9 protein-coding genes are annotated in these 11,413 nt (G+C 72.7%); 2 read left to right on the forward strand and 7 right to left on the reverse strand.

The features are described 5' to 3' along the window. Positions 1–29: 29 nt before the first annotated feature. The 4 genes from AB0D94_RS20910 to AB0D94_RS20925 all read right to left on the reverse strand — a co-directional run bounded on the left by AB0D94_RS20910 (position 30) and on the right by AB0D94_RS20925 (position 4,287). Positions 30–680: a hypothetical protein gene (locus tag AB0D94_RS20910; protein WP_362053875.1), complete on the reverse strand. Its 651-nt coding sequence runs from the start codon at positions 678–680 to the stop codon at positions 30–32. Positions 681–875: 195 nt separating this feature from the next. Then, positions 876–1,616, reverse strand: coding sequence for a succinate dehydrogenase/fumarate reductase iron-sulfur subunit (locus tag AB0D94_RS20915; protein WP_362053878.1), 741 nt, complete (start codon positions 1,614–1,616; stop codon positions 876–878). Next, positions 1,613–3,580, reverse strand: coding sequence for a fumarate reductase/succinate dehydrogenase flavoprotein subunit (locus AB0D94_RS20920; RefSeq protein ID WP_362053881.1), 1,968 nt, complete (start codon positions 3,578–3,580; stop codon positions 1,613–1,615). Before AB0D94_RS20920 ends, AB0D94_RS20915 begins: the two co-directional genes overlap by 4 nt. Positions 3,581–3,582: 2 nt before the next feature. After that, on the reverse strand, positions 3,583–4,287 hold the full coding sequence (locus AB0D94_RS20925) for a succinate dehydrogenase cytochrome b subunit (protein WP_362053884.1): 705 nt from the start codon (positions 4,285–4,287) through the stop codon (positions 3,583–3,585). Between the two features lie 95 nt (positions 4,288–4,382). Between AB0D94_RS20925 and AB0D94_RS20930 the strand changes: the two genes are divergently transcribed. After that, entirely contained in the window at positions 4,383–5,261 is an 879-nt protein-coding gene (locus AB0D94_RS20930) for a LysR substrate-binding domain-containing protein (RefSeq protein WP_362053887.1), read from the forward strand. Positions 5,262–5,524: 263 nt separating this feature from the next. Here AB0D94_RS20930 and AB0D94_RS20935 read toward each other — a convergent pair whose 3' ends face one another. Continuing rightward, the gene (locus AB0D94_RS20935; protein WP_362053890.1) at positions 5,525–6,169 is read right to left on the reverse strand and encodes a TetR family transcriptional regulator; all 645 of its coding nucleotides are present in this window, start codon (positions 6,167–6,169) and stop codon (positions 5,525–5,527) included. A 108-nt stretch (positions 6,170–6,277) separates the two neighbouring features. Here AB0D94_RS20935 and AB0D94_RS20940 point away from each other — a divergent pair, with 108 nt between their 5' ends. After that, a complete protein-coding gene (locus AB0D94_RS20940) occupies positions 6,278–7,351 on the forward strand; it encodes an FAD-dependent monooxygenase (RefSeq protein ID WP_362053893.1) in 1,074 nt (357 codons plus the stop codon). A 301-nt stretch (positions 7,352–7,652) separates the two neighbouring features. Here the strand turns inward: AB0D94_RS20940 and AB0D94_RS20945 are convergent, their stop codons facing one another. Both AB0D94_RS20945 and AB0D94_RS20950 read right to left on the reverse strand, forming a co-directional pair. Then, positions 7,653–9,797, reverse strand: coding sequence for an EAL domain-containing protein (locus tag AB0D94_RS20945; protein WP_362053917.1), 2,145 nt, complete (start codon positions 9,795–9,797; stop codon positions 7,653–7,655). Positions 9,798–9,889: 92 nt separating this feature from the next. Further along, positions 9,890–10,720 carry an SAM-dependent methyltransferase gene (locus tag AB0D94_RS20950; protein ID WP_362053896.1) on the reverse strand — a complete coding sequence of 277 codons (831 nt, stop codon included), beginning with the start codon at positions 10,718–10,720 and terminating at the stop codon, positions 9,890–9,892. Positions 10,721–11,413 lie beyond the last annotated feature (693 nt).

Genomic DNA, 11,413 nt, shown 5'->3' on the forward strand with positions numbered 1-11,413 from the left:
CTTGCCTGATCGACATCCCTGAGAGGCGTCTACGCGTCCCCGGGCAGCAGCTGCTGCGGCAGTTCGCGGAAGCTCCAGCGGCCCTGGCGGCGGGTGAACATCCAGACGAGGTCGTGGCGGTCGGGCCAGGACGCGGGGACGCCGAGCACCTCGTGGGCGCCGAGGGCCCGGACCAGGCGGGGGATGCCGCTGTGCTCCCAGCAGATGAGGACGGGCATGGCGGCGGCCAGCGCGGCACGGGCCAGGGCCGGTTCGGCGCCGACGGCGAACTCGCTGCGGACGGGGGTGCGCAGCGCCGTGGCCAGGGCCGTCACGGTCTGCCGGCAGCGCTCCGGGGCTCCCGCCCGGCCGCCGGCGGCGAACACCGCCGCGGGGCGGGGCAGGACGGGGCCTCGGGCCTGCTGGAACAGGCGCGGGAGTTCCTCGGCGCGGCGCCAGCCCCGGCCGGCGAGGAAGCCCGGGTCCTCGTTGCCCTCTTCGTCCTCGCCGGTGGCGCCGGCGTACGGCTTCTCCGCGTGCCGGATCACCATCACCAGGGCGTCCCTGGCCACGGCCGGTGCGCCGGGGGCGGGGTGGCTGGGCTTCTCCTCGGCCGCGCACCCGGCTCCCGCCAGGGGGGCGAGGGCGGCGGCCAGCACGGCTCTGCGGCGCGGTCCGGACCCGGCGGGGGCGTGTGGCATGGGGCCCACTGTCTCCGACGGCGGGGCGCCGCCGGGGCGCGGCGCGGCCTACCGCCCGCCACGAACGCCCGGTCGGCCCATCCGATGGTCCGATCAGCCCCGGGCGGCACCGCGCGGGGCGGGCTGCCCGTACGAGCACGCGCACGGGCAGCCGTACGGGCAGCCGTACGGGCACGCGCATGGGCAGCCGTACGGTCAGCCCTTGCGGACCGCGCGCAGCCACTCCTTGTTCATCGCGGCGATCGACGGCAGCGGTATGCCCTTCGGGCAGGCCGTGGCGCACTCGCCGGTCAGCGTGCAGCCGCCGAAGCCCTCCTCGTCCATCCGGGCCACCATGTCCAGTACCCGCGTCTCGCGCTCGGGCGAACCCTGCGGGAGCACGTTGAGGTGGTTGACCTTGGCGGAGGTGAAGAGCATCGCCGAGCCGTTGGGGCAGGCCGCCACACAGGCTCCGCAGCCGATGCACTCGGCGTGCTCGAAGGCGTGGTCGGCGGTGGCCTTGGGCACGGCCGTGGCGTGGGCCTCCGGGGCGGAGCCGGTGGGGGCGGTGATGTAGCCGCCGGCCTGGATGATGCGGTCGAAGGCGCTCCGGTCGACGACGAGGTCCTTGACCACCGGGAAGGCGGCGGCCCGCCAGGGCTCGACGTCGATGGTGTCGCCGTCGGCGAAGGAGCGCATGTGGAGCTGGCAGGTGGTGGTGCGCTCGGGGCCGTGGGCATCGCCGTTGATGACGAGGCTGCATGCTCCGCAGATGCCTTCGCGGCAGTCGTGGTCGAAGGCGACGGGGTCCTCACCGCGCAGGATGAGGTCCTCGTTGAGGGTGTCGAGCATTTCCAGGAAGGACATGTCCTGGGAGATGCCGTCGACCTCGTAGGAGGCCATGGCGCCCGGGGTGCCGGGGTTCTGCTGGCGCCAGACGCGCAGGGTGAGCTTCATGCGTAGCTCCGCTGGGTGGGGTGGACGTACTCGAAGACGAGGTCTTCCTTGTGCAGGACGGGGGCGGCGCCGGGGGCGGTGAACTCCCAGGCCGCGGCGTAGGAGAAGGTCTCGTCGCGCCGTTCGGCCTCGCCCTCCGGGGTCTGGGACTCCTCGCGGAAGTGGCCTCCGCAGGACTCGGCGCGGTGGAGCGCGTCGAGGCACATCAGCTCGGCGAGTTCCAGGTAGTCGACGATGCGGTTGGCCTTCTCGAGCGACTGGTTGAACTCCTCGCCGCGACCGGGGACCTTGACGCGCCGCCAGAACTCCTCGCGGATCTCGGGGATCCGGTCGAGCGCCTTGCGCAGGCCTTCCTCGGTGCGGGCCATCCCGCAGTACTCCCACATGAGTTCACCGATCTCGCGGTGGAAGGAGTGGGGGGTGCGGTCGCCGTCGACGGCGAGCAGGCGCGCGAGCCGTTCGCGGGTCTCGCGTACGACGGCCACGGACTCGGGGTGGGTGTCGTCGACGGTGTCCTGGTGCGGGTGCCGCGCCAGGTAGTCGTTGATCGTGGACGGCAGGACGAAGTAGCCGTCGGCGAGGCCCTGCATCAGCGCGGAGGCGCCGAGCCGATTGGCTCCGTGGTCGGAGAAGTTGGCCTCGCCGATGGCGAACAGGCCGGGCACGGTGGTCTGGAGGTCGTAGTCGACCCAGAGGCCGCCCATCGTGTAGTGCACGGCGGGGTAGATCCGCATGGGGACCTCGTAGGGGTTCTCGGCGGTGATCCGCTCGTACATCTCGAAGAGGTTGCCGTACTTCTCGGCGACCTTGTCCCGTCCCATGCGGCGGATGGCGTCGGCGAAGTCGAGGTAGACGCCCTGGCCGCCGGGGCCGACGCCGCGGCCCTCGTCGCAGACGTTCTTGGCGGCGCGGGAGGCGATGTCGCGGGGCACGAGGTTGCCGAAGGAGGGGTAGATCCGCTCCAGGTAGTAATCGCGCTCCGCCTCGGGGATGTCGGCCGCGGGGCGGGTGTCGCCCTTGGCCTTGGGGACCCAGATGCGGCCGTCGTTGCGCAGGGACTCGCTCATCAAGGTGAGCTTGGACTGGTGCTCGCCGGTGCGCGGGATGCAGGTGGGGTGGATCTGGGTGAAGCAGGGGTTGGCGAACCAGGCGCCGCGGCGGTGCGCCCGCCAGACGGCGGTCGCGTTGGAGTTCATGGCGTTGGTGGAGAGGTAGAAGACGTTCCCGTAGCCGCCGCTCGCCAGGACCACCGCGTCGGCGTGGTACGTGGAGATCTCGCCGGTGATCAGGTCGCGGGCCACGATGCCGCGGGCCACTCCGCCGACCACGATCAGGTCGAGCATCTCGGTGCGGGCGTGCATCTCCACGTTGCCCGCGGCGATCTGCCGGGAGAGGGCCTGGTAGGCGCCGAGGAGCAACTGCTGGCCGGTCTGGCCGCGGGCATAGAAGGTGCGGGAGACCTGGACGCCGCCGAAGGAGCGGGTGTCGAGGAGCCCGCCGTACTCGCGGGCGAAGGGGACGCCCTGGGCCACGCACTGGTCGATGATCTCCACGGAGATCTGGGCGAGGCGGTGGACGTTGGACTCGCGGGCGCGGAAGTCGCCGCCCTTGACGGTGTCGTAGAAGAGGCGGTGCACCGAGTCGCCGTCGTTGCGGTAGTTCTTGGCGGCGTTGATGCCGCCCTGGGCGGCGATGGAGTGGGCCCGGCGCGGGGAGTCGGAGTAGCAGAACTGGATGACGCGGTAGCCCTGTTCGGCGAGGGTGGCGCCCGCGGATCCGCCGGCGAGGCCGGTGCCGACGACGATGACGGTGTGCTTGCGGCGGTTGGCGGGGTTGACGAGCTTGGCCTCGAAGCGGCGGCGGTCCCAGCGGTCCGCGATCGGGCCTTCGGGGGCCTTGGTGTCGGCGAGGGGCGCGCCGGTGGTGTGGTCCGCGTACCGCGCGGGGTGCGTGTGTGCGCTCATGGTCAGTTCACCACTCCGGTCATGACGGCTACGGGGACGGACACGAAGCCCGCGAAGAGGGCTACGGCAAGGGCATTGGCCAGGAACTTGAGCGTCCGCTCGAGCCGGGCGCTGCCCGCGCCGAGGGTCTGGGCGGCGCTCCAGAAGCCGTGCCGGACGTGCAGTCCGACGGCGGCCATCGCCACGATGTAGATCGTGTTCCCGTACCAGGTGGAGAAGGTGGCCAGGACGTTCTCGTACGGGTGACCGGCCCAGGCGCGCTCGTTGACCGTGAGCGTGGTCAGGTCGAGGAGGTGCCAGACGATGAACAGGGCGAGGATGATGCCGCCCCAGCGCATGGTGCGGGTGGCGTAGCTCGCGCGGCGGCGCTTGTGGGCGTACTTCACGGGGCGGGCCGCGATGCCGCGGCGGCTCAGCTGGTAGGCGGACACCCCGTGTCCGACGACCGCGGCGAGCAGCACCACGCGGACGGTCCACAGCGCCCACTCGTAGTGCAGGAAGGGCGAGCCGAGGGTGCGCAGCCAGTGGGCGTAGCCGTTGAACTCGTCCGCCCCGAAGAAGATCTTGAGGTTGCCGAACATGTGCACGACGAGGTAGCCGAGCATGATCAAGCCGGACACGGCCATCACGGACTTCTTGCCGACGGACGAGTCCCAGAGCGTGCGCGTGGTGGACGGCCGTCGGCCCGTCCGCGTTGCCAGAGCCATGTCCCTGACGGTAAGGACCAAGGTCCCGAAAGGTCCAAGACATGATGGGGCTCATATCGATAGGGAATGCCTATCGCCACCTCTATCCTGGACGGATGCAGTTCCAGCAACTCCTGTACTTCGTGGCCGTCGCCGAGACCCTGCATTTCACCCGGGCCGCGGAGCGGGTGCACGTGGCCCAGCCCTCGCTCTCCCAGCAGATCAAGGCGCTCGAACGGGAACTCGGCGCCGAGCTCTTCAGTCGCGCCCGGGGCAACATCACGCTCACCGACGCCGGTGAGACGCTCCTGCCCCTGGCCCGGCGGATCCTGGCGGACGCGGACACCGCGCGGCTGGAGGTGCAGGAGCTTGCGCAGCTGCGGCGCGGGCGGGTGAGGCTGGGCGCCACTCCGAGCGTGTGCACGGGCCTGCTGCCGGCCGTGCTGCGCGCCTTCCACACCGCGCATCCGGGGATCGAGCTGCTGATCGAGGAGAGCGGCTCCCTCGACCTCGTACGGGAACTGGCGCGCGGGGCTCTGGACCTGGCCCTGATCGCACTGCCGCTGCCGCCCTCGGCTCCCGCGCTGACCACCGTGGAACTGCTGACCGAGGACTTGGTGGTGGTCTCCTCGGCGGAGCTGCCGGCGCCCGGCGGCGGCGGGGCGCTGACCATTTCCGGGCTGCGCGACCAGCCGATGGTGATGTTCCGCCACGGCTACGACCTGCGGGAGCTGACCGTGACGGCCTGCCGCGCGGAGGGCTTCGAGCCGGTGTTCACCGTGGAGGGCGGGGAGATGGACGCGGTCCTGGGCTTCGTACGGGCGGGGCTCGGCATCGCGGTGGTCCCGGCGATGGTGGTGGACCACGCCGGGCCGGGCTTGCGGGCCACCCCGCTGGCGGGCTCCCCCCTGCGCCGCACGATCGCCCTGGCCCACCGCACGGACGTGGCACCCCCGCGCGCGGCACGCGAGCTGAAGCGCATCCTGGTCGGCTGACCGGTGCGGGCGGCCGGTCGCGCCTGGCCAGCCCGGTCACGCCTGCAGCCCAGTCACGTCAGCCACCCGGTCCCCGCCGGTCGGCCCGGTCGCGTCGGCCTGCCTGGTCACGCCTGCCAGTCCAGTCACGTCAGCCACCCGGTCCCGCCGCTCGGACCCGTAGGGCCAGCCCGGCGCGGTCGGCCGGATGCGGTCGGCCGGGTGCGGTCGGCCGGGTGCGGCCAGCCCCGTGCGGTCGGCGTCGTGCGGTCGGCCCGGTGCGGTCAGGCGGTGCGTATGGGCAGGGCCCGGTCGAGCCCGTCGGCGAGCATCGCGAAGGCTCCGTCGGCGTCGGCCACGGCCGCCGGGTAGGCCTCGTCGGCGCTGCGGCCGGCATCGATCCGGCGCCAGTTCTCCCGGCCAAGCTCCTGGCGGACCGTCACCAGGTGCAGCGCCGCGAGGCGGGCGGTGAGCGATGGTGTGGACTCGGCTTCGAGCACCGCGGCGAGCAGCTCCACCTCGCGGGCGCTGTAGAGGGCGATGCGCGACTCCAGGCTCGCGGTGGAGTAGAGGAGCCGCTGGAACGCCAGGACATCGGGATGGTCGCAGAGCCCTGTGATGGGGTCCCGCCGGTCGAGGGCGGCGAGGAAGTGCGCGTGGACGGCCCCGACCGGCCCCTGCCCGGGCGGCCGTTCGCGCACGATGCGCGCTGCTTCGTCCTGATGGTCGGCGAATCTGTCCAGCACCAGGTCCTCCTTGCTCGGGAAGTACCGGAAGAGCGTGGGTTTGGAAACCTCCGCCGCCGCGGCGACATCAGCCACCGAGACGGCGTCGAAGCCCCGTTCCAGGAAGAGCTCCAGCGCCGTGGCCGCCAGTCGGCGACGCGTACGCAGCTTCTTGTTCTCGCGCAGACCCGTCGTGTTGTCCATGCCTCACACCCTACCACGAATTCGTGACCGAGTTATTTTTTTAACCGGGTTGCTTTTTTCTCGGGGAGCGGCTTTCCTTGAGACATCAACGCGACGAGAGGACTTCCGATGACCGACGTAGTGATCGCGGGCTCCGGCCCCACCGGACTCACCCTGGCCTGCGACCTCGCCCGCCGCGGCGCAGGCGTGCGGATCCTCGAGCAACGCACGGCCCCGCACCGTGAATCCCGGGGGAAGGGCCTCACGCCGGACAGCATCGAGGCCTTCGGGCCGCTGGGGGTCGCCGAGCGCATGACGGCCGTCGGCCGCGCGAGGGTGACCCTCCGCAAGTACTTCGACGGCGCGCACATCAGCGACACCACCCTGGGCGACGGCCTGCTCATCGGCCAGTGGCAGGTCGAGGAGGTGCTGCGCGAACGGCTCGCGGAGCTCGGCGTACGGGTCGAGTACGGGGCCCGGCTGGCCGGGATCAGCCAGGACGCGACGGGGGTGACCGCACGGCTCGCGGACGGCCGGGCCGTCCGGAGCCGCTATCTCGCCGGCTGTGACGGCGGCCGCAGCACGACCCGGGGGCTCCTCGGAATCCCCTTCGAGGGGAGCACGGCCGAGGAGGAGGTCATGGTGCTGGGGGACGTGACGGCGCCTGGGCTGAGCCGGGAGTTCTGGCACCAGTGGTTCACCTCGGACGGTGGCGGCGTGCTGTTGTGCCCGATACCGGGGACCGAGAGCTTCCAGCTCCAGGCCTCGCGGGAGCTGGACGAGCGGGGCGAGCCGCTGCCACCCTCGCTGGAGAGTTTCCAGAGGCTGTTCGACCGGCACGCCCGGATGCCCGGGATCCTGTTGGCGGAGCCCACCTGGCTGTCGTCCTGGCGGGTCAACGTCCGTAAGGCCGCCCGGATACGGGAGGGCCGGGCCTTCCTCGCCGGAGACGCCGCGCACGTCCACCCCATAGCCGGCGGACTCGGCATGAACACCGGCATCCAGGACGCGACCGCCCTCGGCCGGACCCTGGCCGCCGCTCTCACCGGGCAGGCCGGGGAACGGGAGCGGGTACTCGACTCCTACGAGGCGGAGCGCCTGCCGGTGGCGGAGGCGCTGCTGGCGGACACCACCCGGCGGATGGAGCGGGTGCTGGCGGCGGTCCGCGAGCCGGGCGTCGGAACGGAGGCAGGCCTGGACTGACCGACCCCGGGCTGCGGGACCCAGGCAGCGGGACCAGGCGGACGGACCCGGCCCCGGGGCCCGGGCGCGGGACCCGGGCGCGGGACCCGGGCGCGGGACCCGGGCGCGGGACCCGGGCGCGGGACCCGGGCGCGGGACCCCAGCTGCGGGACCCGGGCGCGGGACCCCAGCTGCGGGACCCGGGCGCGGGACCCCAGCTGCGGGACCCGGCCGCAGGACAGGCCCCCGGCCCCGCGGGCCCGGCCGCGGGGCCGCCTTCACAGGCGAGCGGCCGGGGCGGGCTGGGGGGGCGTGGGCAGCGTCAGGAAGGGGTGGGCACCGCGTCCGAGAGGGACAGGGTGTGGATGCGGTCGGGGGCGCCGGGGCGGGCGTAGTACCAGCCCTGGGCGGTGTCGCAGCCGAGGGCGCGCAGTTGGGCCGCCTGGGCCCCGGTCTCCACGCCCTCGACCGTGACGGCGAGTTCGAGGCTGTGCGCCAGGGCGACGATGCCCTCCACGATCTTGACGTCGACCGGGTTGGCCGGCTGCTGCTGCATCCCCTGGGTGAAGGAGCGGTCCAGCTTCAGGACGCTGACCGGCAGGCGGCGCAGGTTGGCGAGGTTCGAGTAGCCCGTGCCGAAGTCGTCGAGCGCGATGTCCACGCCGAGGGCGGCGAGGCGGCGCAGCGGTTCGAGGAGTTCGTCGTCCGCGCCGATCAGGGCCGACTCGGTGACCTCCAGGCACAGCGCGCCGGGGGCGAGGCCGGACTTCTCCAGCACGGCCACGGTGTCGGCGACCAGGCCGGGGTGGTGCAGCTGGGTCGGCGAGAGGTTGACGTTGATCCGCAGGGACGCCCCGCCGTGCTGGCGCTGCCAGTTGCGGGCCTGTCGGACGGACTCTTCCAGGACCCAGCGGCCGAGGGGCACGATCAGCCCGGTGCGCTCCGCGAGCGGGATGAATCGGTCCGGGCCGAGGACCCCGTACTGCGGGTGCGACCAGCGCACCAGCGCCTCGGCGCCGTGCACGCTGCCGTCGTGCATGTGCACCAGCGGCTGGTACTCGATGAAGAACTCGCCGCGTTCCAGCGCCGCGGGCAGGGCGTTGGTCAGGCCGTGCCGGGTGATGGCGCGGGCGTCGGCCTCGGCGTCGGCGAATTCGAAGCGGTTGCCTCCGGCCGCCTTCGCCCGGTACATCGTGATGTCCGCGCTGCGCAGGACCTCGGCCGGGGTGCGCTCCCTGGCCCGGCCCTCGACGATGCCGATGCTGCCCCGGACCGTCAGCTCGCGGCCCTCCAGCCTGATCGGCGTGGACAGGGCGGAGAGGATGCGGACCGCGAGGTCCGTCACCTTCTCCTCGGTGTCGGAGCCGGTGGTCAGTGCCACGAACTCGTCCCCGCCCAGCCGGGCGACCACCTCGCCGGGGCCGGTCGCACAGCTCTGCAGACGGTCGGCGACCTCCACCAGCAGCCGGTCCCCCGCCGAGTGGCCGAGGCTGTCGTTGACCGCCTTGAAGCCGTCGAGGTCGAGGTAGCACAGGCCGAAGCGGCTGTCCCCGGTCGCGCTCAGCGCCTTCTCCAGCCGTTCGAAGAACAGCGTCCGGTTGGGCAGCCCGGTCAGTGCGTCGTGGGTGGCCTCGTAGCGCAGGCGCAGGTTCAGCAGCCGGCGTTCGGTGGTGTCCTCCATCAGGGCCAGCTGGTACTGCGGCACCCCGTCGGCGTCCCGCAGCAGCGACACCGTCAGGTTGGTCCACAGGACGGTGCCGTCGTGCCGGTAGTACGGCTTCTCCACGCGGTAGCTCTCGCGCTCGCCGCGGACCAGTTCGCCGTACATCCGCCAGACGTGCGGGGTGTCGTCGGGGTGTCCCCACTCGCTGACGTTGCGGCTGCGGACGTGCCCCTCCAGGCCGCCGAACATCTGCAGCAGCGCGTCGTTGCACTCCAGCACGTTGCCGTCCAGGTCGGCTATGCCGATGCCGACGGCCGCGCCCTCGAAGACGGCACGGAAGCGTTCCTCGCTGGCGTGCAGGGCCTGCTGGGCGTCGGTCCGGGCGGTCAGCGCCGAGCGGGCGATGGCCTCCTGCTCCCGGAGGGTCCGCTCGCGCAGGGCGCGGGCGAAGCCCGCCGCGATCCCGTGCTGGAGCCGGGCGCAGCGGGACCGGGACTCCTCGGCGCCACCCTCGGACGCCGGGCAGTCGGGGCTCGGTGAGCCGCAGTAGAGCACCAGGTACGACTCGATCACGCCGAGGGTGCCGGCCAGGGCCTCGGGGTCGGTGCAGTGCACGGCGACCAGTTCCGCCCCGACCCGCTGGCCGACGGCGGCGTCGAAGCGCCGCGCGTGCAGGGCCTCGGTGAGGGTCCGGGTCAGCGGTACGAGGTGCCGTTCGAACTCGACGCGGGTCAGCGAGGTCGCCGTGACCGGAAAGATCGCCCGCCCCCAGATGGTCGCGAAGCGTGCGATCCGGTCCTCCAGGCCGCCCTGCGGGGCGGCCGCCGGCCCGGGTTCCGGTGCCGGGCCGGGCTGCGCCGCGGTCTGCGGCGAACCAGCCGTCTGTGCCGGGAGTCTCACGCCTTGCGTCCCACTCCGCCGAAGCCCGAGAAGGCGTACGGGTCCTCCTGCGCCTCGCCGTCGTCCGAGGCTTCGGGGGCGTCCGGCCGCCAGTTGGGCATGGCCACCAGGCCGGGCTCCAGCAGCTCGAAGCCGTCGAAGAAACGGCTGACCTGCTGGCGGCTGCGCATGACGAGGGGGTTGCGGATGTCCCGGTACACGCCGACGGTTCCGCCCACCTCCGCCTCCGTGAGCGGGATCCCCTCGTACGAGGCGTGGGTGAGGATCAGCAGGCTGCCGGGAGCCAGTTCGTCGCGCAGCTGGGCGACGGCGGCGTACGGCTCGTCCGCGTCCTCCAGGAAGTGCAGCACGGCGACGAGCAGCAGGGCGACGGGACGGCCGAGGTCGAGCAGCTGCCGCACCTCGGGGGAGTTGAGGATGTCCTGGGGTTTGCGGAGGTCGGCCGCGACGACACCGGTGCGCTCGTCGCCGCCGAGGACGGCCTGGCTGTGCGCGACGGCCACCGGGTCGTGGTCGACGTAGACCACGCGCGCCTCGGGGCTGGCGGCGCGGGCGATCTCGTGGACGTTGCCGAAGGTGGGGATGCCGGAGCCGATGTCCAGGAACTGGGTGACGCCCTCGGCCACGGCGTGCCGGACGGCGCGGCGCATGAATGCCCGGTTGGCCTGCATGATCTTGGGCAGGCCCGGCATGAATTCCATGGCCCGGCGGGCCGCCTGGCGGTCGACCTCGAAATTGTGCGAGCCGCCCAGGTAGTAATCGTAGATGCGGGACACGCTCGGCACCGATATGTCGATGCCTGGCGGGGCCCAGGCGGGGCGCTCCATCGGGTCTCCAAGCCTTGTCGCTGCGGTGGTCCGTCCTGGATCGGACTCCTGTCCGAGCCGAATGTACTGATCATTGCCCAACGGGGCGAGCAAAAGCGGAAATTGGCGATCCGTTCTTCGTCACACACCAAAGCCCCCCGCCGCCCGCTTCGGACACAATGATCGATACCGACAAATCCCTTTTGGGAATTGACCGGCAGGCGATCAGGAGCGGCCGCGGACCGGTCCAGGATTGGCTCAAACCTCTACGGTGAGCACGCCACCCGTTCAGGCGAACCGGGGCCGAGCCCCGCGTGCGCGGGCACCCGCGGCCCCATGATCCCCGGGTGAACAGAGCCTGCGCCAGGCGCCTGCTGGCCGTCCCGGTCCTGCTGTGGGCGGCATTGTCCGCCACGCCGGCCGTGGCTGATAGCTGCGCATATGCGACGACCGGATCCGGCGACGGGACGGCCTCCGCCACGGCGGTCGCGATCGCCGGCGGCGGGGGCCGCGGAGGCGGCCCGGGTGGCGGACATCACGGTCACTGCCATGGAAAGGGCCACGGAAAAGGCCACGGTGGCAGCCATGGAGGGGGCCACCACGGAGGCGGCCATCACGGCGGGCACCACTGCCCGCCCCCCCCCCCGCCCCGGCCCCCCCCCCCCCCCCCGGGGGCGCCCCCCCCCCCCGCCCCCCCGCCCCGGGCGCCGCCCC

Source organism: Streptomyces sp. NPDC048255 (assembly GCF_040652415.1).
In the GTDB taxonomy this organism is placed as follows: domain Bacteria; phylum Actinomycetota; class Actinomycetes; order Streptomycetales; family Streptomycetaceae; genus Streptomyces.

Coding starts and splice junctions, on each gene's coding strand:
- AB0D94_RS20935 (WP_362053890.1), bottom strand. CDS start 6,169: ATGGACAACACGACGGGTCTGCGCGAGAACAAGAAGCTGCGTACGCGT.
- AB0D94_RS20920 (WP_362053881.1), bottom strand. CDS start 3,580: ATGAGCGCACACACGCACCCCGCGCGGTACGCGGACCACACCACCGGC.
- AB0D94_RS20925 (WP_362053884.1), bottom strand. CDS start 4,287: ATGGCTCTGGCAACGCGGACGGGCCGACGGCCGTCCACCACGCGCACG.
- AB0D94_RS20950 (WP_362053896.1), bottom strand. CDS start 10,720: ATGGAGCGCCCCGCCTGGGCCCCGCCAGGCATCGACATATCGGTGCCG.
- AB0D94_RS20930 (WP_362053887.1), top strand. CDS start 4,383: ATGCAGTTCCAGCAACTCCTGTACTTCGTGGCCGTCGCCGAGACCCTG.
- AB0D94_RS20940 (WP_362053893.1), top strand. CDS start 6,278: ATGACCGACGTAGTGATCGCGGGCTCCGGCCCCACCGGACTCACCCTG.
- AB0D94_RS20910 (WP_362053875.1), bottom strand. CDS start 680: ATGCCACACGCCCCCGCCGGGTCCGGACCGCGCCGCAGAGCCGTGCTG.
- AB0D94_RS20915 (WP_362053878.1), bottom strand. CDS start 1,616: ATGAAGCTCACCCTGCGCGTCTGGCGCCAGCAGAACCCCGGCACCCCG.